Source organism: Bacillus cereus group sp. BfR-BA-01356, from assembly GCF_022663635.1.
Lineage (GTDB): Bacteria > Bacillota > Bacilli > Bacillales > Bacillaceae_G > Bacillus_A > Bacillus_A cereus.
This window is the reverse complement of the sequence record NZ_JAKUFX010000069.1, coordinates 1-24,028: the sequence shown is the minus strand read 5'-3', so window position 1 is coordinate 24,028 and position 24,028 is coordinate 1. Positions and strand designations below refer to the sequence as shown.

Here is a 24,028-nt window from a genome sequence, read left to right as displayed (position 1 = left end):
TTAAAGAAAAGCCTGTAAAACAGGCCCCTAAAAAAGAACAGGAGAAACCTATTGTGACAGGCTCCTCCTAGAAAATAACCGATATATTATATATCTATATAATATACTATTTTCCACAAAAAGTAAAGTTAAACATACATTGGAAAAGTGCTTATTTTCCCCCGATTGGTGTGGGCTAATAATCATTGGAGGATGAATGATTAAAGTTTCACTTTACTGATAATGAGTACGTTCCATCGCCATTATCATATTTATATACATACAAGTAATACTTGCCTGGTTTTGCATTAAATTTCGCTTCTATATGATTCCCATTGGCTTGACCGTAAGCTGCATAATTTTGCATATCTGATTCATGGTGAAGTACCCATGTCATCCCAATTCCATACTCATTTAAAACAGAAATGTCGATATCTTTCGCTGATGCTACATTAAATGTATAAACATCAGTGTGGTCCCCGCCAATAAGATTACCTTTTATCGTACTATTTAGCCCGATACGATTTGCTTCCTCTGGACGATTATTTGGTTCTGATTCTGTTAAACTTCCATCTTTAATCGTAACAGTTGTTTCGCTTCTACTCTCTTTGCCTTTATCATCTTTTACTCTTAACGATACTTTATAAGAACCTTCTCTTTCATATACATGTACTGGATTCACTTCTACACTTGTGCTTCCATCTCCAAATTCCCATAAATAAGAAACAATTTTTCCATCTTCATCGTTTGAGCCATCACTTTTAAATTGAATTCCCTCTTTTACAAGACCGCTATAAGGGCCATTTATATTAACCGTTGGAGCTTTATTTTCTCCATCATCTTTTGCGATTCCATGGAAGACTACATCATATTCAAATTCATTTGAGCTATTCACACGATAATTGACGAAGTATGCTGTAACAGTTTTGTAGCCACTCCATTCTTTTTGCGCCAATTGTTCTAAAGATTCATTTACTCTTTTACTCATTGCTTTCCAATCTTCTGATTCACCTTTTGTGACACTACCTGTATACGTACCTTCTAATGTAAATGTATTAAAGAATTGAGAATTATGTTTTGTCATTTTTGTATCTTTCATAGGCAACGTATCACTAATTTCTTTTTTCACTTCAGTTAACGATTTCGGTGCATGTTCAGCTAAATAATCATCTGCTACTTCCGGTACATTATATTTATCTTGATTATCAATTAACTGCTGCATATACTCTTGATACTCTTTATTTAACTTAGGATCTTTACTTAGATTTTCACGATATGCATCATAATTTTTCACGTCATTCGCACGAATCAAATCTTGAATTTTATCAAATGTTTCAAACTGATGCGTATATAAGTAAGACTGCAATGCGAACGAGTAATTATAGAAATCCCAAGAACCGTATTTAGCAAATAGTGTACGCTCTGCTGTATAACGGCTTGCAGGATCAGATGATAATCCGCTAATTATACTCTTTCTTGGTACAACGTTATTCGTACGAGTAGATCCTGCGAAAAACTCTGCATTTCCTTCTTGGAACCAAGTTAGCCTTTCATTTTGATACATATCTCCTCTTCCAAATAAACCAGGAACTTCATATCTCCCTTGCAGATAATGAGTAAATTCATGACGGAATAACTCTTCTAAACTATAAATACTTTGCTCTGGTGTACGCTCATATGTAAAGAATGTACCTGTCTCTTCAATATAAATTCCACCGTTGTTTGTTTCATATCCATACAATTGTCTATTTAACTGATATTCATCTGGACTATTATAAATTACAATCGTTAATACATCATCCGCATTTCCTGGCTCTAACGCTTTGTCATTTCCAATTACACGGTGATACTGTGCCTTTACTTCCTTCGCAGCCCAATATAGTCTCTTAATTTTTTCTTCTGATACTTTATCTCCTGTTTTGAACACAATTGATCCATCGTCGAATGTATACGTTTTTGGTAGGTATTGCTCTTTTCCTTCTTTACGTATTTTCTCTAAATCTACTGTATTCCCGCTATAATCTTTACCATTATAATTTGTTGTAATTTGTTCTACCGCAACAAAATACGGTTCACTTAAGCGCGGGTACATATGCATTGCTTGTGTAACAACCTCTAATCCTTTATTTGGATTGCTATGAAACTTCCCTAAACGGCTAGCAAAATAAATGCCATTATTAACGAGCCATTTATTTTCTGGCGTTACTTCATTTAGAAGAGCAATACGATTTATTTCATTAATAAACCCATCTACTTTTCCATACCACATCGTTTCATTCGCTTCTTTACGAGCCTCAGTTAAGTACGACTGCATATCATAGTCAATACCTTGCATAATATCGTATATTGCTTGTCCCTTCATTCGATCATTTACATAAGTAGTATAATTATCATTGTATTGCTTTAAAATATTCGATGCATATTGAACCGTTTCAACATCGCTTGAAGCATTACTAATTAATTTACCGTACGCAGATACGACTGTATCTTGTTCAACTGTACCAAGCTTAAAGTTTGGATTTTTTGCGATTGCTTTTAAAGCAGGTAAACATTTATCCTGGAAGCTTCTTTCATTTAAGTCGCTTAATTCACTATTATAAAATGCAAGATAAAAAGCTGAACGCAGCACTTCAGTAAACGTTTGAATTCCTTTTGAATCATCTTTCGTAAATGTACTACCTCTATGAGCTAATTCATCTATAATGACTTGCATTTTTCCTTTATCTTTATAAAAAGCCTTTGCATCTTCATTAAACTGGAATAAGTCTGTAATTTGGTGCCATTTAATACTGCCTAACGTTTCAACTAATTCTTGGTCATTCATTTTGTTTAAATCAGCCATTGAATAGCTTTCTTTAACCTGCTTTACTGCAGTTTTCTTCGTAATAGATGCTGGTCGCTGTGAAAAATCTCCTACTTTTAAACGTTCTTGAAATGATAAAGTTTCATCAACTTTTGAAATATGTCCAACTTCATCTACCGACTTTTCAATTCCAACCGGTTTCGTTTTTAACACGTTATACGGTACTTTTTCTTCCGCTGCTGCATGAGTTTGAAGTGCGCCTAACGATAAAGCCATTGTACTAATGCTAAGCATCACTTTATTGATCTTTGATTTCTTGTTCATATCCTTGCCCCCTATTTTAATATTCCATTCAAGAATTTAACATAAAATCTGGATGTAACAATATAAAATGCAATATTTCATATTATTTCTTCCTATAATTTGTACATATCGTGAACGCATTGCTCTTTACCTCCCTAAAACAAATTGCATCCTTTCACATTATAAAAAGGGAATTTTTTGACAATTAAAAACTTAATTGTTATGATTATTATAATTGTTAACTTTATTAAATAAGGGTGGGATTCTATGATAAAAAAAGAAAACAGTGTATTTTATATCTCCTTCTTGCTAACAACATTATTCATTATATGGGGAATTACCCCAGCAAGTTGGATACAAGGCTACGATTTACAAAGTGTTACATCTTCTTTAAACTCATTTATCCTCAATAAATTTGGATGGTTTTACTCTCTACTTATGACTACAATGATTATTTTGGCTGCTTATTTAGCATTTTCCAAGTACGGTTCTATTCGTCTTGGTAAAGATGGAGAAAAGCCAAAATATAATTATCCATCTTGGCTATCCATGTTGTTTGGGGCAGGAATGGGAATTGGACTCCTCTTTTATGGAATCGCTGAACCGATTTCACATTTTACAGATCCATTAACAGGAAAAGCGGGGACAGAGGAAAGTGCCAAACTCGCTATGCAATATTCATTTTTCCACTGGGGTCTCTTTCCATGGTCACTATACGCAATGGTCGCTTTAACAATTGCATATTTCACATTCCGCAAACAAAAAGGTAGCACTATCGGGGCTACAGTTACTCCATTATTTAATCGATCGAAAAATTCTCGTATCGGAAAAACAGTCGATATTTTAGCTGTTTTAGCCACAGTATTTGGCATTGTACCATCTGTTGGGATTGGTGCTCAACAAATTGCTGGAGGATTAAGCTATTTATTCCCTTCTATTCATAACACTTTACTTACACAGCTCGTACTTATCGCCATCTTCGCCGTTTTATATTTAACGAGTGCACAAACTGGCTTAGATCGTGGGATTAAATATTTGAGTAACTTAAATTTCTCTCTTGCAGGTATTTTACTCGTCTCCTTTTTATTTTTAGGGCCAACCGTATTTATTATGAAATATTTCACATCTACACTCGGTTCTTATATTGGAGCTTTGCCTAGTATGGGATTAAATTTAGGAGCATTTAGTGAAAAATCTTCTTCTTGGATTGAAAACTGGACTATTTTCTATTGGGGATGGTGGATCTCTTGGTCTCCATTCGTCGGCACATTTATCGCACGTATTTCTAAAGGGCGCACAATAAAAGAATTTATTTTTGGAGTTGTATTAGTCCCGACTCTTATCTGTACATTTTGGTTTGCAGTATTTGGTGGTACCGCAATCCATATGGAAATGTTCCAATCGCTTGGAATAGCTGATGAAATTGCAAAAAATGGTACAGAGATTGGATTATTTGCTGTTATTTCACACCTACCATTCTCTACATTTTTAACGATTATCGGGTTGATTCTAGTAGCCACATTTTTCGTTACTTCTGCCGATTCAGCAACATTTGTCGTTTCCATGCAAACGAGTAACGGAAGCTTATCACCGAAAAATAGTTTAAAACTTATATGGGGATTAACAATCGCGATAATTGCCGCTATTTTATTACAAGCTGGAGGATTAAATGCACTACAAATCGCAGCTATAATTGCTGCGCTACCATTTTCTATTGTAGTCGTTCTTATGGTCACTTCTCTTTTTAAAGAGCTAAAAAAAGAAGATGTTAATTCGCAAACGAAAGAAATCCCGAAAAAAATAAAAAAGGTTATGTAACGATTATCACCTCTTATACAAGAAGAATTCGGCCCTCAAATTAGTCCTGAATCTGTTATTACCGAGGGCGGCAAAGTAAATGAAATAAAACCCATTCGTATGAAATATAATCTTCATACGAATGGGTTTTTACTCTATTATATAGTGTTGTAAACATGCCTTCTCCTCAAACCCTACTTTCTTGTACAACTCCATCGCACGATCATTATTCGTATTCAAACATAGTTCTATCTCTTTCATCTCTTGGAAGGAGAAAATATACTGAATTGCCCCTTGTAATAACTGCTCTCCGACACCTTTTCTTCTACTATTTTCAGCGGTTGCAATAAATTCGATATTCGCTTCTTGAAACTCCGGATTTACTTCAACATATACGTAACCTTCTAACTTACCATTCTTCCTACTTACAAATAATTTATTCGTATCACTTAAACGTTCAATAATTTCATTTCCTTTATAATATGTATTAGGAAAAACATAATTATGTAAAGCAATAAACTGCTCAAATACTTGTTGAGATGCTTCCTCTACTTGATTCATTGTACATTGCTCTACATTAGTTTTCTTTAAAATTAAAACGCTATGTTTCTCTTGTTTTTTAGCTTGTAAATATTTCATAAAGTCGATGCCATTATTATTTTTCACGTGATAAAATCCATGAAACTTTTGAATATGAAGTGGAATCTTCTCGATAAGTTTCTCCCACATACTTAAAGCAAGCTCCCCCCAATTCGAAGCTATAATAAAAGGCCCCCAAATCTCCGCACTTTCGCTTACCTCATCTATATCAAACCCTAATACACCTACAATTTCATTATTATCATTATAAGAAACGACAAAAGACTTCTCCCACCCTATATCAGAAAAACCATGAAGAATAGCGTCCAATATTTCTTCATGATTCTCCCCGCAATAACCAACATGCTGCGTAATATCTTTATTCATCATCGAAATAAATTCTGCAGCTTCTTCGATCTTTGAAATAGAATCAATATGCATAACTTCCCCTCCTTTTCTAATACACTTAGACAATCCTCAGCAATATCCTTCTCTCGTAAAAAAGACATCATCATATGCATGTTTCTAATAAAACCGCCATGATAATGTCTGCTCAAAAAAAGTAAAAATTAATTATATATAATAATAAGATTAAACGTTATTTATTTCTTAAATGATCTCTTTCTAAATACGAACATACTTAGTGCGGAAAGAACAAGTGTTAACCCAGAAAGTAAAGTCGATGTGCTAGTTTCACCGCCTGTTGATGGTAAAAATTTCTTGCCTTCCTCTGGCTTATTAGTATGTTGTTTATTTAAAGTGTCTGCTTTTCTTCCCTCGTTTTCAACAACTTGATTATTCCCTTTTGGCTCTTGATCCAATCCTGTTGCTGATTCTTTTACTTCTTTCTTTGGTTCTTTCGCTTCTTCAACTTCTTTTACCGGCTCTTTTACTTCTTCTTTTGTTTCTTCAACTTCTTTTATCGGTTCTTTCACTTCTTCTTTTGTTTCTTCAACTTCTTTTGCTGGTTCTTTCACTTCTTCTTTTGGTATTAATTTTTCTACTATATTCTGCATTACAATGCCACTATATAATATGCCAGTCTCATAATGATCTGCATCTAAATCAAATTCATATATTTTTTCTCCTAAAGTACGCCAAATGATTCCCTCATCAGTAAGCGTTCCACCTTCACTCTTTAGTGTAATCTTTTCAATTGGCTCTCCCTCTAAATCATATACAGAAATTTTCACTTCTTTATTTATTTCTGCATCATCCAAAATGACCTTTTGTCTTCTAACATCAATTGTTATCCACTGACCTAATTGTATTAATGGCCTTACATCACGAATCTCATTTTCAGCTAATTTTAAACTAAGTAAGTTTAGCATGGAACCAATAACCGTTACATCTTTAATATGATTGTCCGCAAGATTTAACCACTGTAAATTTTCCAATGAAGATAGTGGTGTTATATCTTCAATTTGATTATGAGATACATTCACATTATTCAATTGTTTCAAGTTTGAGATGAACTCAATATTTTTCAGGCCTACTCCTTCTAAAGTGAGGTTTTCTAAGTTCGTCATGTACTCTAAACCTGTTATATTTTTTATCTCATTTCCTTTTTCTTTAAGTATCTCTAGTTTTTTAATCTGCAATAAATCTTCTTTTGTGATAGGAGCGTTTACATTCTCTCTACCTAAATTCTCTTTATTAATATGTTGTTGTAAAGTTTTATCGAGAATTACATTTTCCTTTTGTTCATTATTCTCTTTTATTGTTTCCTTGATTTCGTCTAATCTTTCAACAACATTTTGAATTACTGTTCCATTAAACTTAATACGATTCTCTTCTGGATTTATATCCAACATAAATTCATATGTTTTTTCACCGGTAGTCCCCCATTTAACAGAACCATTATTAACGATCCCATCTTCACTCTTCAATTGAATAGTATCAAGTGTCTCTCCTTGTAAATTATAAATAGGTATTTTAACTTCCTTATCTTTTTCTACATCATCTAAAAAAATTTTTTGTCTTTGAATATCGATATACATTCTTTTTCCTAGTTCTTGAACTGATCTAACATCACGAATTTCATTTGAACCTAGTTTTAAATCATATAAACCTGTTAATTGACTAAGTGGCGTTATATCTGAAATATAGTTTTCTTCTAGATTTAATTTCTGTAACCCTGACAATTTTGATAATGGCGTAAGATCTACTAATTCATTTTTGGAAAGCCCTAATTCAATTAATTTATTCATTCCATTAATATGTTCAACATTACTCAATCCATTATTGCTTATTTCAAATGTCTTTAAATTCTTTAATTGGTGAACTCCTTCAAGACCTGCATTACTAATTTGATTATTTGCCACAATCAAAGTCCTTAAAGATTTCACTGTAAATAATGGTTTAATATCTTTTATATAATTACTATTTAAATCTAGAATTTTGATCTTCTTCATTTGACTCAATGGGCTTAAATCCGAGATTTTATTGTTTCTCAAGCTTAAACTTTCGATATGTTCTAACTCAGCCAAAGGTCCAATATCTTTAAGTTCACCATAAGTTATACTTAATGATTTCAATTGTCTCAAACTTGAGATAAATTGTATATTTTCTAACTTAACTTCTTCCAATGTTAAGCTTTCTAAGTTCGTCATATATTCTAAACCACTTACGTCTTGTATTCCTTTACTTTTCGCTTCAACGACTATTAAAGATTTAACTTTTAATAAATCTTCCTTAGTTATTGGCGTATTTAGATTCTCTCTATTTAAATTATACTTATTAATATGCCTTTGTAATTGCTTATCTAATATTACATTTCCGTCTTCATCCTGTTGATCCTCTTTATTTTCCTTTTGCTTTTCTGGAACATTATTTTCTAAATTTAAAGCATTTACTTCAAACTGCACTTGATATTTATTATCATAGGCCATTGTCGGAATATAAATATGCATTTGCATATTATATCTTTTTCCTAATTCTCCTACTTCAAACTGAATCACTTTCGTTCCGTTTTTCTTTTTATCTTCTGATATTACTTTTACATCATGAAACACACCTGGAGTGTGAATATCCTCTGTCTTCAAGTATTGAAAGAAATCACTATCACTTAACGTTGCTGTTACAATTTTCTTTCCATTCTCAATTGTTAATTTCGGATCCTTTATATAAACAGCTGCCATAGACTCTTCATTCGTTTTATCTTTATACGCTTTAATAACAGCGTCATATGTACCATCTTCTAAACCTTGTCCAGTTTTATTCGCCTCAATTGCTACTGCCGCTAAAGCAGGTGTTGAATAAACAGCAAACGGAAGTGATAACGCCGCCGCTATAATCATTGCATTTATACGTTTTCTTTTATTTTGTTTCAACTTTACATCTCCTCCGAAATATATAATTCGAAATGTAATCATTTCTCGAATAAATGATAATGATTTTCATTATCATTGTAAACTAGAAAAATAAAAAGTTTACAAAAAAAGAACCTCTTTAAAAGAGGTTATGCCATTTTCTCACCTGATTCTTCTCTAAAAAAGCTTTTCATCGCATGAAATACGTCTGCTTTTTGCTTTAAAATATAATATCTGAAATTATCATCTTTAATATTTTTATAGGCTGACATGAGTGTACTATGGCGGTTATACTGGTTCACTTCCCCATACCCAAACATATTACACTTCTTCATTAGCTCTTCAACAAGCTTTACACATCTAGCATTATCTGATGTTAAATTATCACCATCTGAAAAATGGAATGGATAAATATTATAGCGGTCTGGTGAATATTTATTATCGATAAGTTCTAATGCTTTTTTATATACGGAGGAACATATTGTTCCGCCACTTTCTCCTTTTGAGAAAAATTCTTCTTCTGTAACGACTTTCGCTTCTGTATGATGAGCAATAAATTCAATATCAACTGTTTCATACTTTGTGCGTAAAAATCTTGTCATCCAGAAAAAGAAGCTACGTGCCATATATTTCTCCCATATTCCCATCGATCCACTCGTATCCATCATCGCTAATACAACAGCTTTTGAATCTGGCTTTAATACTTCATTCCAAGTGCGGAACTTTAAGTCTTCTTGATGAATTGGATGAAAAGATGCCTTACCACTCATTGCATTTCGTTTATATGCGGATATCATTGTTCGTTTCTTATCGATATTTCCCCATAATCCTGTTTTTCTAATGTCATTAAATTCAACATGTTCAATCCGGTTTTCATCCATTTCTTTTCTCTTTAAATTAGGCAGTTCTAACTCTCTGAAAAACGCTTGTTCTAATTCTAAAATAGAGACTTCAGCTTCATAGTAATCTTCCCCAGCTGCATCTCCTGCTCCTTGCCCTTTTCCTGGCCCTTTTTGTTTTTGACCACTCGATCCATCTCTCGCAACGACATCACCAACTTTGCTGTCACCGTTTCCTTGCCCAACATGTTTATTTTTATCATAATTGTATCTAATCTTATATTCATCTAGAGAACGAATTGGTATTTTTACAACATCCTTGCCATTAGACATAACTATACTTTCTTCTGTTACAAGATCGGGTAAATTATTCTTAATTGCCTCTTGTACTTTTTCTTGATGGCGCTGTTGGTCGTCATATCCTTTGCGATGGAGGGACCAGTTTTCCTGTGAAATCGTATAATTTGGTTGATTTTCTTCGCCCATTCCTTTCCCTCCTTACTGTAATTGTCTTCCTGTATGAACAGCAATCTATAAATTTTGTTCTGTAATATGCAAGCTAGAATATTTGAAAGGTAACTGCCCACAGAAAATCATCCCATAAACATTTATAACGTTTTTCATACAATACCCCGAGCATCCTAAACAAAATTTTGCCACTCACATAAATAGAAAGAAATATTCAGCCACTGATAAGAAAGAAACACAATGCATTGTTGCACACATTTTTACTTTGCAACATATTGTATTGTGTTGGCTTTTTTCGTATGAATGGTTGGTTACTCTATCATATGCATATTGTAAAAATAATTGACAATAAATTCATAAAATTGCATCTTAATTTATTACATTTGGACAAGGTATGACACTTTATACACATATGAACGGATAATAAAACGCTGTCCCGCAAAATACAAGAGACAGCGTTTTGTTATCAAACTATCTGTTTAACAAGCTACCTACATAGCGTAGTAATTCATTTGCTGAAGAAGAATTATAGCCATGCTCATCAATTAAACGCGCAACAACATCATTGATTTTCTTAAGCTGATTTTCGTCCGGCGTTTTCGTTGATGTTGTAATTTTCACTATATCTTTTAAATCAGCAAATAGTTTTTTCTGAATCGCTTCACGAAGACGCTCATGTGAATTATAATCAAAGCGTTTTCCTTTACGGGCATAAGCAGAAATGCGAATTAAAATCTCTTCACGGAACGCTTTCTTAGCATTTTCTGAAATTCCAATTTGCTCTTCAATTGAGCGCATTAATTTTTCATCTGGACTCATTTCTTCTCCTGTTAACGGATCACGTAATTTCGATTTATTGCAGTACGCCTCAACGTTATCTAAGTAATTATCCATAAGCGTCTTAGCTGATTCTTCATATGAATAAACAAACGCTTTTTGTACTTCTTTCTTCGCGATTTCATCGTATTCTTTTCTCGCTAATGAGATGAAGTTCATGTAACGTTCACGGTCTTCATTACTAATGGATGGATGCTGATCTAGCCCATCTTTTAAAGATCTAAGTACATCTAACGCGTTAATAGATGGTACCTCTTTTCGAATGATTGTAGACGAAATTCGGTTAATGACATAACGAGGATCAATACCCTTCATACCTTCATCTTGATATTCGCGTTGTAATTCTTCTACATCAATCGCATTATAACCTTCTACCGTTTCTCCATCATACAAACGCATCTTTTTAATTAAATCAATATCCGGACGCTTCGGATCTTTTAAACGAGTTAAAATAGTGAACATTGCTGCAACGCGAAGTGTGTGTGGTGCAATGTGAACATTCGATACATCACTTTCACGAATCATTTTTTCATAAATATGTTCTTCTTCACTTACTCGTAAATTATAAGGAACTGGCATTACAATAATTCTTGAGTGCAATGCTTCATTTTTCTTATTTGCTATAAATGAGCGATACTCTGTTTCATTCGTATGCGCTACAATTAATTCATCTGCTGAAATAAGCGCAAATCTTCCCGCTTTGAAATTCCCTTCTTGCGTAAGCGATAATAAGTGCCATAAAAACTTCTCATCGCATTTTAACATCTCTTGGAACTCCATCATTCCTCGGTTTGCCTTATTTAATTCTCCATCAAATCGATACGCACGCGGATCTGATTCTGAACCATATTCTGCAATCGTAGAAAAGTCCAGACTACCTGTTAAATCTGCAATATCCTGTGATTTTGGATCAGACGGGCTAAATGTACCAATCCCTGTACGGCGATCTTCAGAGAAGAAAATACGCTCTACAACTACATCCTCAATTCTTGATCCGTATTCTTGCTCTAAACGCATGACATTTAGTGGTGATAAATTCCCTTCAATTCTAACCCCATACTCATCAAAGAAATCATCTCGTAAATGATGTGGAATTAAATGCAGTGGATCCTCGTGCATTGGGCATCCTTTAATTGCAAAAATTGCTCCGCGATCTGTTCTTGAATATGTTTCTAATCCTCGTTTCAACATTGTAACTAACGTTGATTTCCCTCCACTAACAGGACCCATTAATAATAAAATTCTTTTTCTAACATCTAATCGTTTTGCAGATGGATGAAAATATTCCTCTACAAGACGTTCTAGAGCATCCTCTAATCCAAAGAGCTGATTACTAAAGAAGTTATACTTTCTTCTACCATCAACTTCTTCAATTCCAGCGTCTTTTATCATATTGTAAATGCGAGAGTGTGCTGTTTGAGCCACCCATGGTCTTTCTTTCACAAGCTCCAAATACTCCGCAAACGTACCTTCCCATTGTAAACGTTCTTCTGCTGCTCGATGCTGTTCAATCTTTTTTAGAATATCCATTATAGCTCCTCCCCCATCTCCTTGTTCAATCGGATTATTATAAAAGGTATGCTAGGATGTCCTTAAACATTCTTTAAATCAAAACGAAATATATAATAGCACGCTAAAATTCTCTCCAAAATTCAAAGAAAATTCTGTATAATATAGGTATTAACGTTTTTACACTGCTATTCATTATAAATAAATTCTTTTCTTCTAAGAACCTTACATACATTTTGGATAATAAATAAAACTCATGAACCGAAAAAAGTAAGGAGGATATTAGTATGAAATTATTATTAATTTTAGGTGTATCACTCACATTTCTTACAGCTATTTTTACATCCGGTTACAATGACAAACCAGGTACACATAAAAAATGATGTGCTTTTAGCACATCATTTTTTTATTTATAATACATATTTTCCATATCATATTTGGATAGTGGTCGGCTATAATAATAACCTTGTACAAGCTTCACATTCTTTTCTTTCAAAAACTGTATTTGCTCCTTTTTTTCTACTCCTTCTGCAATTATATTCAATTCTAAAGTATGAGCTAAATGAATAATTGCAGCTGTAATATTCGTATCACGTTCATCTATATGTATACCTTCCATAAAAGAACGATCAATTTTTAAAGTATCAATTGGATATGTTTTTAAATAACTTAAAGATGAATAGCCTGTTCCAAAATCATCTAAATGAATCTTTAAATTTTGTTCTTTTAATTGTAGTAACACTCTCTTTGATATATCTTTATGTATAAGAGCTCCTTCTGTAACCTCTATCGCTAATAAATGAGCTGATACATTGTACTTATTTAAAGCCCGTGTAATCATCTCTATTAATGTAATAGAACGAAAGTGTCTAGCTGAAATATTAACCGCAATTGGGACCACTTCATATCCTTTATTTAACCATTCGCGCAGTTGCTGACACACTTGATTTACTACCCATTCATCGAGCTTAATAATAAATCCTGTTCTTTCTGCCAATGGAATAAATTGGTTTGGAGAAACAAATCCTAATTCCTTATTCTCCCACCTTATTAAAGCTTCCATACTAGCTATTTTTTTCGTTTCAATATTAATTTGTGGCTGATAATATAAGAAAAATTCATTTTTTTCTATAGCACGATGTAACTGGTTTTCTATTATAAACCTTTGTTCACGCTCACAGTCTAATCCACTACAATAAAAATGATAATGTCCTTTTCCTTTTTCTTTTGCTTTTTCTAAAGCAGCATCGACCCTCTGAAATAGTATTTTTTCATCTTCTCCATCTGCTGGAGCCATTACAATTCCAATTGATGCACTTAAATATACATCTTCTTCTTCGATTACAAAATATTCACTAATATTTTTCAGTATGCTTTTTGCAACTTCCTCTACATATTCTTTCGTTATATTTTCTATCAACATAACAAATTGATCATCGTGTTCTCTAAATAAGTGCATATCTTCTATTTTTAGATTGCTTAAACATTCTGTAACTTTTTGTAATACTTTATCTCCCTCTTTATGACCAAATGTATCATTAATACGATGAAACTCATCTAAATCTATAAATACAAGTGCAAAATTTACACTCTCATTTAAAAAAGTATTTAACTTATTTGTACATGAAATTCTATTCATTAATCCCGTTAACTGGTCATAGTAAGCTAAATATTCTGTTCGCATTTCGTTTAATACTTGCCTTGTAACATCTCTCGTAACAATATAAATCCCAACAATTTCACCGTTCACAATAATCGGGATAGTTCTCAAAGAAATATATAGCTCGTACCCTTCTTTATGAACATATTTCTTTGAAACAATTTGTTTTGCTTTTCCTTGCATCGATCCCTTAAATATAATTTGAAAATCTTTTTCATATTCTTTATTAATGAATTCAAAAATAAATTTATTATTTAATTCCTCATACCGGTATCCAAATATTTCATACGTTGCCGGATTTGCATATGTAACTCTCCCTATAGAATCTATAGATATAATTGAGTCATTATTATATTCCAGTAACGACTTAAATAACATTTGTTTTTCCTCTATCTTTGTCTTCTCCTCAATTTGAGCTGTAATATCTCTTGTAATACAAATAACAAATTGACATATTCCTTCTTCGTCGCAGACAGGATTAAGTGAAGATTCATAATGTATCTCACCTTTTGGTAAATTGACTACATCACAAAAGGTGTGTGCTTTCGCTTCTCTCACTACTTTTGCATATTGCCTTTGCAATATCCCCGCTATATCTTTTGGTAATACTTCTGCAAAAGTTTTTCCATAGCACTCTTCGCTTAACCTAGCATAATCCATTCCTATTTTATTCACATACATATATTGAAACGTTTCATTATCAATAACTTTCAATATGAATACTAAATCTTGAATAGCATGTAATAATCCTTGTCTAATTAAATCCATATCTATCATACTTAAAAAGGTATTTTGATTACTATATTCTTCCTTCATATTTATCTCAACCCGTCTTATCTATTTTTAATCATATATCCCATTCTATATGATTATGTCCTCTCTTTTAAATGTATGATTATATATTATTTTTATTTTATAAAAAAAAGTCGCCATATGGCGACTTTTAATAAACGATTTCTAAATCTAATCCAGGGTAATTTTGTTGACGGAACGCTTCATAAATTAAAATTGCTGCTGTATTAGATAAATTTAATGAACGTACTTTATCTGTCATTGGAATACGTAAACAATGATCAAAGTTTTCTTCGATTACATTAGCTGGTAAGCCGTTTGTTTCTCTTCCAAATACAAAATAGTAATCCTTCTCACGCTTGCTATAGTCAAACGCTGTATGAGCTTTCTCGCCATACTTTGTTAAATAGAAGAATTCACCGTCTTTATTTTTTTCATAAAATTCTTCAATTGAATCATAATACGTAATTTTTACGTGCTGCCAATAATCTAATCCTGCACGCTTTAACATTTTATCATCCGTTGAAAATCCAAGCGGTCTAATCAAATGTAATTCTGTTCCAGTTGCTGCACAAGTACGAGCAATATTCCCTGTATTTGCTGGAATTTCTGGCTGATATAAAACAACATGTACTCCCACGCGATATTCACCTCTGTTTTTTGTCTACTACGTATTATACCACTTGAGCGAAAAATCTCTACCCATTAATAATATGAAAGAATTTATATTTCATTTGTGGTGTATATTTACTAGAGTCTTCATAGTTCCAATAACGTCGACGGCTATTCGCTGAATGTGCATTTACAAGCGGCATACCATCTGCATCTTTTGCTACTACAATCGTCGTATGATTCCATCTTCCGTCATCCTCGAAATCATAAGCAATGACATCTCCAAGAATAAGTTCTTCTGGCCTCTCTACCGCCTCTGCTCGAAGTCCTGTTGTAGCACCTGACAAATACCAATAAAAAGAATGTGCAACAGCCCAGCTCCAACTCCACTGATTCTCCCTTTGCCACCATCCTTTACGAATATTAGGATACCCGTTCATAGGTACTTCTCCAGTATGAAGACATTGAGAAATGAAATTCGTACAATTATCAGGGAAATTACGATACATAGGATTCCGGTCATCCCACCAACGCTCTGCATATTTCACTGCCTCTAAACGATTATACTGATAAGAACCGTACTTCTCTTTCGTAATATCCCTTTCTAATGTCTCACCCATTCTAATTTCTTCTGACACTTCAATAGCAGAATCGCCTATAATTCGACTATTATTTAAACAAACTCTTCGTTTTAATTGTTCCTCTTCAATATAAAATAATTCTTTATGCTTAATTAAATATTTAAAATGTATTTGATAATCAATTTCTTGATGGTCATTACTATTTAATTGTCTAATGAAAGAAACATCCGCAGTTGCTTTCACTATATGTGCACTACGCCTTTGAAACAATTGTTTCTTTCTCAGTGCCATTTGTAATAAATCCTCAGCAATACCATCCACATTCGTTCTTTTCTCCGTTATATATGCTAAAAATTGTTGTACTTGGTTTTCAATCTTCGTTTTTACAACCATTCTGTCTCCCTCCCATATTACAATATGAAAAAGGGAAATATTATCTACTCTTTTTTCTGTGCTAACAATTCAAGCCCGCGATTCATTTCATGAAGTACTTCTTCATCTTTCTCACGTTCCATCGCTTTCTCAATCGCTTCGCCTACTCCATCTCCGCCAATTTTCCCAAGTGCCCATGCTGCCGTTCCGCGTAGTACCGGTCTTGGGTCATCTTTCATAACACCAATTAAATCAGGAATTGCCGATGCTTCTTTAAAATGTGCTAATGCTAAAATCGCATTTCTTTGCAGTGGCTTTTTCCCTCTCCATGACCCTGACATAATCCCATATTTCTCTTTAAAATCACGATTACTAATTGTTAAAAGTGGCGTTAATAATGGTTTAACTAGCTCAGGATCCGGCTCCATCTCAGGATGATTATGAAAATCCATTCCTTTGTTTTTCGGACAAACAGTCTGACACGTATCACATCCATATATGCGATTTCCTATTTTATCGCGATATTCTTCAGGTAGGAATCCTTTCGTTTGTGTTAAAAACGCAATGCACTTCTTCGAATCTAACTGTCCCCCCTGTATTAAAGCACCGGTAGGACAAATATCGATACATTTCGTACAGCCCCCGCATTGATCTTCTATCGGCTTATCTGGCGGGAATGGAACATTTGTAATCATTTCCCCTAAGTATACGTACGAACCAAATTCAGGTGTAATAATAGAGCAGTTTTTACCGCTCCATCCAATACCAGCACGCTCTGATACAGCTCGATCACTTAATTCACCTGTATCAACCATGGACTTCACTTCTATATCGGGAAGTTTTTCAATTAAATATGCCTCTAATTTTTGCAAACGATCTCGTAAAACAAGATGATAATCTTGTCCCCAAGAAGCACGACAAAAAATCCCACGGCGTTCTCCACGCTTACTTAATGGTGCATTTTTTAATTTTGAAGGATATGCTAAAGCAATCGCAATAATTGATTTAGCACCCGGTAATAACAATTGCGGATTCGTTCTCTTCTCTATATCAGGCTCTTCAAATCCAGATTGATAATTTAATTGTTGTTGCTGGATTAAGCGCTGCTTTAATTCCTCAAAAGGAGAAGCGCTCGCAAAGCCTATTTTATCTATGCCAATTGTTTTACTATACGCAATTACATCTTGCTTTAATTGTTCAAAATCCACTCTTAATCGCCTCCTCAGATGAATCCACCCCTTATGTAACCACTCTATTGGTTAGTAATTCACGTTTGGAATACTATTATTTACTTCTATTTTCGCATGTAATTATATTTTTCAAACATTAAAAAACGCAATGCCTCGTTTATCTCGGAAACGAAACACTGCGTTGATCACAATTTATAGAAAAACATTTAATAAAATTTGGAGCGGGTGAAGAGAATCGAACTCTCGACCAGAGCTTGGAAGGCTCTTGTTTTACCACTAAACTACACCCGCAAATATGAATTACATATAAGATATTAGAATAACTTATGTAAAGTAGTATAGCATGTAAAAAAAGTAGAGGCAAGAATTTTATCGAAAAAAGTCGAAAAAGTGATGAGAAACCTCATCACTTTTTCAATTCTTTATCAATTGCCTTCTTCATACTATCAAAATCAGGATTTGCAAGATTTCCGTTTACATATACAGAAGGAGCACCTTGAACTTTTAATTTTTGAGCACGATCTGAATCTTTACTTACTTTTTCTTTAATGTCTTTACTGTGTAAATCTTTCTTAAATTGCTCTACATTAACTTTCGGCAGTTTCTCTTTCACAATGCTAAGAAGCAAATCTTCTGTAATCCATTCTTCTGTATCTTTCTTTTGATTTTGATAGATCTCATCATAGAAGATCCAGAATGAATCTTTATCTTGTTTATAAATTGCTTCACCAGCTGCTGCACCTAAATCTGAATCTTTTCCAATAAATGGGAAGTTAATAAAGTATAACTGCACTTTGCCTTTATCAATATACTCTTCTTTTAATCGAGATAATACTGTTACATCCCAAGTACGACAAGCAGGACATTTAAAGTCTCCAAATTCAACTACCTTAACTGGAGCATCATCTTTCCCTAAAGATTGTTGCGTAGAATAAGCAAACATCTCATTCCCTTTATCTTTTTTGTCATTTATGATGCTATACGCAATTGTTCCAATTACAATTAATACTGCGATAGAAAAAACTATACCAAGAGCCATGAGTTTATTTGATTTCATATACATTCCTCTTTAAATTCATATTCTGTATACAGCATTGTACACAATACACATAATATCAACACTTATATACGTCACGCAATGAACACGCTCACATAAATTACAAAAACACAATAATTGTGACGATATTGTGTCACAATTTGTCACAATTTATTCAAAAAAAGAAGCTCCTCTGTAGGAACTTCTCTTAACTTACTGCTTTTTTACGTGCGCTATTTAACATCGACTGCTCTATTTTTATATCATGACGAATTACCAATTTCTCACTAACTGCTTGAACATACTCATCATGGCTTATATAGCCTTCTTTCTCCATTAGTCTCAAAACGACATTACGTCTCTCTACTGCTTTATCATAATTTTGTGCAGGTGAGTAATAAGCAGGTGCTTTTACTACAGCAGCCATCATTGCACTTTCAGCCAACGTTAATTGGTTCACCTTTTTACCGAAGTAAAGGTTTGCTGCTTTTTCAATTCCCCATGCTCCTTCTCCATAATAAATATTACTTACATATAATTTTAAAATTTCATCCTTCGTAAATGTGCGTTCAATTTTTTTCGTATAAAAAATCTCTTTCCACTTCCGAGAAAATGTACGTTCATTCGTTAAAAAGGCATTTTTAGATAGCTGCTGTGTAATTGTACTTCCTCCTTGCACGACACCACCAGCCTTTATATTCTCAACAGATGCCCTAATAATTGCTATATAATCTAAACCGTTATGATGATAAAATCTTTTATCTTCTGTCGCAATAAATGCATATGTTAATGATTCTGGCACCTCTAACTTAGCCGGTACATGTAATTTACTAATATCACTTTTCTCAATCATTACATTTCCAATGAATAATAACGTACAACTTAACAATAATAATAATATGATGGCTTTATAAAAAAGTTTAGTCATTGGATTTAATGCAACTTTTTGATGATAGTTCACCCTAGATAATACTCGTTCTTTCATCTTGAACACCTCTTTTCCACACAGCATATAACTCTTACTTTAAGAATACATTGTTGTAAAAAAATATCCCATCGATTTCTCTTACACGTACCTTACATCATTGTAAGGTATAAAGTGAAACTTTAATGAGCCCTCATCAATCAGGCTTACTGCCCAGCAAATAGTGGGATAAAAAAGTATTGTATCACAGTATTTTTTTATCTACTATTCATCTGAAATATTGAATATAGGTTATGTTAAAGTACGAATAACCAATAATAGAGAAACCCTTAAGACTATTATATTTTCACTTTACACTTTAATTATATCATCTACAAATATATATACTTTTGACTATCTAGTAATCTAAATGTATATAACATATATATTTATTATACAGAACAAATGTTCCTCAAATCAATACTAGTGCTATTATTATTTTGACCTTTTTCTTAAACAGTATACAAAAAAAGAGTAGTGATTCGAATGTATCTCAAATCGGCTACTCTTTTCTTTACAATCTTCCTATTAAATTATACGGCTGTACTTCCCACGTTTCATACGGAATAAAATGTGTTGCTCTCATTGCATCAAGCGTTCTGGATTTCATATGAGGACGCGTTATATACTCATCTATGTTCTCTTCATTTAAATCAACAAATTTAGCCTCTTGTATTTCTTCAGGTTGAATTTTTATTTCACCACTTATATATGCTACTTTAAAAACAACAGCTAGAATATGCATAGAAGTATTATAATAAACGCCTGTAATTCCGATAGGCTTCACCGTTAACCCTGTTTCCTCTTTTATTTCCCTACAGACAGCTTGATCGAGCGCTTCGCCTTCTTCTACCTGTCCTCCTGGCAACTCCCACGTATCAGCTCGCCAGTGCACTTTTGTTAATAACACTTCATTTTTTTCATTTGTTAAATAACCTGCTACAGCAACGATATGCTTTGGTGTCTTATGTTCCATATTAAGCCTCCTAGAGATAATGAATATTTTATATATCCCTATAATCATATTCCCTACCTACAACAAAATACCTTTAATACTTCATCACCTTAATTAACTTCATAAAAAAGACCCTATCCGCTAAGCGAAAAGGGTCATCTATCGTATTACTCTCCTAAGTCTACGTTGTGATAAACTTGTTGAACATCTTCTAAATCTTCTAATGCATCAACCATTTTCTCAAATTGTGCTTGAGCATCTTCAGGAAGTGTTACATCACTTTGTGCAAGCATTGTTAATTCTGCAACTGTAAACTCCTCAACGCCAGCACCTTTAAGTGCAGATTGTACTGCATGAAATTGATCTGGTTCAGCATACACGATAACAGAATCTTCTTCTTCTAGAATGTCACGTGCATCTACATCTGCTTCCATTAAAATTTCAAGAACTTCATCTGATGTTTTACCTTCAAGGCCGATAACAGCTGTCGCATCAAACATGTAAGCTACTGAACCGTTCACACCCATATTACCACTGTTTTTGCTAAATGCAGCTCGTACATCTGCTGCAGTACGGTTTACGTTATTTGTAAGTGTATCTACAATAACCATAGCTCCATTTGGTCCGAATCCTTCATAACGAAGCTCGTCATAATTTTCTTCTGAACCGCCTTTTGCTTTTTCAACTGCACGATCAATAATTGTTCTTGGAACATTGTATGTTTTCGCACGCTCTAATACAACTCTTAGTGCTTGGTTTGATTCTGGATCTGGCTCGCCTTGTTTTGCTGCCACATAAATTTCACGCCCAAATTTCGCGTATATACGGCTTGTATTTGCATCTTTTGATGCTTTTTTGTCTTTAATATTGTTCCATTTACGGCCCATACTTTCCACTCTCTTTCCCGTTTTAAATCTACATAAAAATATTAATATGAAATATAATGTGTGTTCAACACATTTTTAAAAGAAATATAAAAAGTTCATTTTTGATTCATATTACAGACATAATATAAATCACTATCATTTTGTTCTTTCGACAAGTTATATTATACATGAATTCCTACGTTTATTACGAATTTTAGAAGCACATAGTATAATTTAACAAAAAGACTCTAACATTTCTGTTAGTGTCTTTTTATATTGCTAATACCGATTTCCATATTATTCCCATAATTGTTTTCTATTGTTGTATAATAAAAATAGGAAAAAATTTGAAGAAAAGATGGAGGGTGAATTATGACACATTCAAAAGACAAAAAATCACATGCTTTTAAAGGAATAGGAGAAAAATTAAACCCAACTATCTATCAAGTGAGATTCATGAAATTAGATGAACCAATTCGATTTGAGTCGTTTCCTGAATTAAAGGAATCAGGAGACTGGTTGAGTACTTCAACACACATGTGGTCATGCCACTCAACTATGTACAAATACAACAGAGAAGAGTTTGAAAAGAAGTTCTTAGAAATTACGAAATTAACAGCTGATCATGTACTAATATCTACTGGTGGCGTCGGATTTAACTTCATGTCACCAGGTTGGAGAAATTCTCTATAAAATAATGAAATTATATAAAGGGATAAAAATTTATCCCTTTATTGTTTTGTAGTTTTCCCCAACTGTATCGCATGTACTAAATGAATAAGTTTACCTTAATCATTTATAACCATTTCACCAACACACCATTTTTGCTTATTTTATAGTGTGATGAAAACATAAAAAGACTCTACACATTTGGTGTAGAGTCTTTTATTACGCCGTTCATGATACCGATGGTCGGGGTCGAACCGACACTCCCGAAGGAACACGATTTTGAGTCGTGCGCGTCTGCCAATTCCGCCACATCGGCACAAAAGAAAAGGCGGCAACCGGATTTGAACCGGTGATAAAGGTTTTGCAGACCTCTGCCTTACCACTTGGCTATGCCGCCATATTAAATTTTATTGGAGCGGAAGACGGGATTCGAACCCGCGACCCCAACCTTGGCAAGGTTGTATTCTACCACTGAACTACTTCCGCAAAAATGGCTGGGCTAGCTGGATTCGAACCAGCGCATGACGGAGTCAAAGTCCGTTGCCTTACCGCTTGGCTATAGCCCATCGAATTCTTACTTAATTATATGTAAGTATCCATTAGATTATTTGTAATTTTTAAAATAAAAATGGGGCGACTGATGGGAATCGAACCCACGAATGCCGGAGCCACAATCCGGTGCGTTAACCACTTCGCCACAACCGCCATGTTGTGTAAATATATTTGGCAGGGGCAGTAGGAATCGAACCCACACTGGAGGTTTTGGAGACCTCAGTTCTACCTTTAAACTATGCCCCTATGTAAATGGTGGAGGGGGGCAGATTCGAACTGCCGAACCCGAAGGAGCGGATTTACAGTCCGCCGCGTTTAGCCACTTCGCTACCCCTCCGAAACTTACATGGTGCCGGCTAGAGGACTTGAACCCCCAACCTACTGATTACAAGTCAGTTGCTCTACCAATTGAGCTAAGCCGGCGTATTTTATTAAAATAAATGGTGGCTCGGGACGGAATCGAACCGCCGACACGAGGATTTTCAGTCCTCTGCTCTACCGACTGAGCTACCGAGCCTTATTAAAATGGCGGTCCCGACCGGGGTCGAACCGGCGATCTCCTGCGTGACAGGCAGGCATGTTAACCACTACACCACGGGACCATTTGGTTGCGGGGACAGGATTTGAACCTGCGACCTTCGGGTTATGAGCCCGACGAGCTACCGTGCTGCTCCACCCCGCGATAATACTATTCATATAAAATTTATATGGTGGAGGATGACGGGATCGAACCGCCGACCCCCTGCTTGTAAGGCAGGTGCTCTCCCAGCTGAGCTAATCCTCCAAAGTGGTGACCCGTACGGGATTCGAACCCGTGTTACCGCCGTGAAAGGGCGGTGTCTTAACCACTTGACCAACGGGCCAAATATTATAAATCCTATGGCGGAGAGCAAGGGATTCGAACCCTTGATACGCTTGTGACGTATACACGATTTCCAATCGTGCTCCTTCGGCCAACTCGGACAGCTCTCCAATGGCTCCGCAGGTAGGAATCGAACCTACGACCGATCGGTTAACAGCCGATAGCTCTACCGCTGAGCTACTGCGGAATAATATTGCCTGGCAACGTCCTACTCTCACAGGGACAAGGTCCCAACTACCATCGGCGCTAGAGAGCTTAACTTCCGTTTTCGGTATGGGAACGGGTGTGACCTCTCTGCCATCATTACCAGACATTATTCTTTTGAGACAATCATTATTATAACTCATTTACTTTAAAAGTCAATAAGTTTTTTATGTTCTCTCAAAACTAGATAACATTGCTACATATTATATGGTTAAGTCCTCGATCTATTAGTATTCGTCAGCTCCACATGTCACCATGCTTCCACCTCGAACCTATCAACCTGATCAT

At 34.4% G+C, this 24,028-nt stretch carries 15 protein-coding genes, 16 tRNA genes and 1 rRNA gene; 2 read left to right on the top strand and 30 right to left on the bottom strand.

Features of this window, described 5'->3' with window-relative positions; all coding sequences use genetic code 11:
* Positions 1–208: 208 nt before the first annotated feature.
* Positions 209–3,106, bottom strand: a complete 2,898-nt coding sequence (gene colA / locus MR168_RS20725; protein ID WP_061113507.1) for a collagenase ColA — start codon at positions 3,104–3,106, stop codon at positions 209–211.
* Positions 3,107–3,352: 246 nt separating this feature from the next.
* Here colA and opuD point away from each other — a divergent pair, with 246 nt between their 5' ends.
* Entirely contained in the window at positions 3,353–4,903 is a 1,551-nt protein-coding gene (gene opuD, locus MR168_RS20720; protein ID WP_086411955.1) for a glycine betaine transporter OpuD, read from the top strand.
* A 129-nt stretch (positions 4,904–5,032) separates the two neighbouring features.
* On the opposite strand, the gene MR168_RS20715 is transcribed toward opuD, so the two are convergent.
* From MR168_RS20715 to MR168_RS20655, 13 genes are all read right to left on the bottom strand, one after another.
* Entirely contained in the window at positions 5,033–5,902 is an 870-nt protein-coding gene (locus MR168_RS20715; protein ID WP_086411956.1) for a GNAT family N-acetyltransferase, read from the bottom strand.
* Positions 5,903–6,063: 161 nt separating this feature from the next.
* Positions 6,064–8,793 (bottom strand): NEAT domain-containing protein, encoded by a 2,730-nt coding sequence (locus tag MR168_RS20710; protein WP_242291469.1) that lies wholly within the window; start codon positions 8,791–8,793, stop codon positions 6,064–6,066.
* Between the two features lie 128 nt (positions 8,794–8,921).
* Complete coding sequence (yhbH, locus tag MR168_RS20705; protein WP_086411958.1) at positions 8,922–10,097, bottom strand: sporulation protein YhbH; 1,176 nt, start codon at positions 10,095–10,097, stop codon at positions 8,922–8,924.
* 453 nt (positions 10,098–10,550) lie between these two features.
* On the bottom strand, positions 10,551–12,446 hold the full coding sequence (locus MR168_RS20700; protein WP_000353273.1) for a PrkA family serine protein kinase: 1,896 nt from the start codon (positions 12,444–12,446) through the stop codon (positions 10,551–10,553).
* 385 nt (positions 12,447–12,831) lie between these two features.
* A complete protein-coding gene (locus MR168_RS20695) occupies positions 12,832–14,901 on the bottom strand; it encodes a sensor domain-containing protein (protein WP_016121804.1) in 2,070 nt (689 codons plus the stop codon).
* Between the two features lie 127 nt (positions 14,902–15,028).
* Positions 15,029–15,517, bottom strand: a complete 489-nt coding sequence (trmL, locus tag MR168_RS20690) for a tRNA (uridine(34)/cytosine(34)/5-carboxymethylaminomethyluridine(34)-2'-O)-methyltransferase TrmL (RefSeq protein ID WP_000538147.1) — start codon at positions 15,515–15,517, stop codon at positions 15,029–15,031.
* Positions 15,518–15,575: 58 nt separating this feature from the next.
* Positions 15,576–16,463, bottom strand: coding sequence for an amidase domain-containing protein (locus MR168_RS20685; RefSeq protein ID WP_000260591.1), 888 nt, complete (start codon positions 16,461–16,463; stop codon positions 15,576–15,578).
* A gap of 44 nt (positions 16,464–16,507) precedes the next feature.
* Complete coding sequence (queG, locus tag MR168_RS20680; protein WP_000345215.1) at positions 16,508–17,650, bottom strand: tRNA epoxyqueuosine(34) reductase QueG; 1,143 nt, start codon at positions 17,648–17,650, stop codon at positions 16,508–16,510.
* 199 nt (positions 17,651–17,849) lie between these two features.
* Positions 17,850–17,923: transfer RNA gene (locus tag MR168_RS20675), tRNA-Gly, on the bottom strand.
* Between the two features lie 115 nt (positions 17,924–18,038).
* Positions 18,039–18,689, bottom strand: a complete 651-nt coding sequence (locus MR168_RS20670) for a DsbA family protein (RefSeq protein ID WP_086411959.1) — start codon at positions 18,687–18,689, stop codon at positions 18,039–18,041.
* A 187-nt stretch (positions 18,690–18,876) separates the two neighbouring features.
* Positions 18,877–19,653 (bottom strand): transglycosylase domain-containing protein, encoded by a 777-nt coding sequence (locus tag MR168_RS20665; RefSeq protein ID WP_006915721.1) that lies wholly within the window; start codon positions 19,651–19,653, stop codon positions 18,877–18,879.
* 493 nt (positions 19,654–20,146) lie between these two features.
* On the bottom strand, positions 20,147–20,608 hold the full coding sequence (locus MR168_RS20660) for an NUDIX hydrolase (protein WP_000400455.1): 462 nt from the start codon (positions 20,606–20,608) through the stop codon (positions 20,147–20,149).
* Between the two features lie 146 nt (positions 20,609–20,754).
* A complete protein-coding gene (locus tag MR168_RS20655; RefSeq protein ID WP_000532952.1) occupies positions 20,755–21,474 on the bottom strand; it encodes a YebC/PmpR family DNA-binding transcriptional regulator in 720 nt (239 codons plus the stop codon).
* Positions 21,475–21,825: 351 nt separating this feature from the next.
* On the opposite strand from MR168_RS20655, the gene MR168_RS20650 reads away from it, so the two are divergent.
* Positions 21,826–22,146, top strand: a complete 321-nt coding sequence (locus MR168_RS20650; RefSeq protein WP_086411960.1) for a DUF3884 family protein — start codon at positions 21,826–21,828, stop codon at positions 22,144–22,146.
* A gap of 210 nt (positions 22,147–22,356) precedes the next feature.
* Here MR168_RS20650 and MR168_RS20645 read toward each other — a convergent pair.
* From MR168_RS20645 to rrf, 16 genes are all read right to left on the bottom strand, one after another.
* Positions 22,357–22,438 (bottom strand) — tRNA-Leu (locus MR168_RS20645).
* A gap of 10 nt (positions 22,439–22,448) precedes the next feature.
* Positions 22,449–22,519: transfer RNA gene (locus tag MR168_RS20640), tRNA-Cys, on the bottom strand.
* Positions 22,520–22,533: 14 nt separating this feature from the next.
* Positions 22,534–22,608, bottom strand: a tRNA-Gly gene (locus tag MR168_RS20635).
* Positions 22,609–22,613: 5 nt separating this feature from the next.
* A tRNA-Gln gene (locus MR168_RS20630) sits at positions 22,614–22,688 on the bottom strand.
* A gap of 63 nt (positions 22,689–22,751) precedes the next feature.
* Positions 22,752–22,827, bottom strand: a tRNA-His gene (locus tag MR168_RS20625).
* 19 nt (positions 22,828–22,846) lie between these two features.
* Positions 22,847–22,920: transfer RNA gene (locus tag MR168_RS20620), tRNA-Trp, on the bottom strand.
* 7 nt (positions 22,921–22,927) lie between these two features.
* A tRNA-Tyr gene (locus MR168_RS20615) sits at positions 22,928–23,011 on the bottom strand.
* Positions 23,012–23,021: 10 nt separating this feature from the next.
* Positions 23,022–23,097, bottom strand: a tRNA-Thr gene (locus tag MR168_RS20610).
* A gap of 18 nt (positions 23,098–23,115) precedes the next feature.
* Positions 23,116–23,191: transfer RNA gene (locus MR168_RS20605), tRNA-Phe, on the bottom strand.
* A 9-nt stretch (positions 23,192–23,200) separates the two neighbouring features.
* Positions 23,201–23,276: transfer RNA gene (locus MR168_RS20600), tRNA-Asp, on the bottom strand.
* Between the two features lie 3 nt (positions 23,277–23,279).
* A tRNA-Met gene (locus MR168_RS20595) sits at positions 23,280–23,356 on the bottom strand.
* Between the two features lie 26 nt (positions 23,357–23,382).
* Positions 23,383–23,458: transfer RNA gene (locus MR168_RS20590), tRNA-Val, on the bottom strand.
* 4 nt (positions 23,459–23,462) lie between these two features.
* Positions 23,463–23,537 (bottom strand) — tRNA-Glu (locus tag MR168_RS20585).
* 17 nt (positions 23,538–23,554) lie between these two features.
* Positions 23,555–23,646: transfer RNA gene (locus MR168_RS20580), tRNA-Ser, on the bottom strand.
* Between the two features lie 2 nt (positions 23,647–23,648).
* Positions 23,649–23,723, bottom strand: a tRNA-Asn gene (locus MR168_RS20575).
* An 8-nt stretch (positions 23,724–23,731) separates the two neighbouring features.
* A 5S ribosomal RNA gene (gene rrf, locus MR168_RS20570) occupies positions 23,732–23,847 on the bottom strand.
* Positions 23,848–24,028 lie beyond the last annotated feature (181 nt).

Coding starts and splice junctions, on each gene's coding strand:
- MR168_RS20665 (WP_006915721.1), bottom strand. CDS start 19,653: ATGAAAGAACGAGTATTATCTAGGGTGAACTATCATCAAAAAGTTGCA.
- MR168_RS20700 (WP_000353273.1), bottom strand. CDS start 12,446: ATGGATATTCTAAAAAAGATTGAACAGCATCGAGCAGCAGAAGAACGT.
- yhbH (WP_086411958.1), bottom strand. CDS start 10,097: ATGGGCGAAGAAAATCAACCAAATTATACGATTTCACAGGAAAACTGG.
- colA (WP_061113507.1), bottom strand. CDS start 3,106: ATGAACAAGAAATCAAAGATCAATAAAGTGATGCTTAGCATTAGTACA.
- MR168_RS20715 (WP_086411956.1), bottom strand. CDS start 5,902: ATGCATATTGATTCTATTTCAAAGATCGAAGAAGCTGCAGAATTTATT.
- MR168_RS20655 (WP_000532952.1), bottom strand. CDS start 21,474: ATGGGCCGTAAATGGAACAATATTAAAGACAAAAAAGCATCAAAAGAT.
- MR168_RS20650 (WP_086411960.1), top strand. CDS start 21,826: ATGACACATTCAAAAGACAAAAAATCACATGCTTTTAAAGGAATAGGA.
- opuD (WP_086411955.1), top strand. CDS start 3,353: ATGATAAAAAAAGAAAACAGTGTATTTTATATCTCCTTCTTGCTAACA.
- MR168_RS20660 (WP_000400455.1), bottom strand. CDS start 20,608: ATGGAACATAAGACACCAAAGCATATCGTTGCTGTAGCAGGTTATTTA.
- MR168_RS20670 (WP_086411959.1), bottom strand. CDS start 18,689: ATGAAATCAAATAAACTCATGGCTCTTGGTATAGTTTTTTCTATCGCA.
- MR168_RS20695 (WP_016121804.1), bottom strand. CDS start 14,901: ATGAAGGAAGAATATAGTAATCAAAATACCTTTTTAAGTATGATAGAT.
- MR168_RS20685 (WP_000260591.1), bottom strand. CDS start 16,463: ATGGTTGTAAAAACGAAGATTGAAAACCAAGTACAACAATTTTTAGCA.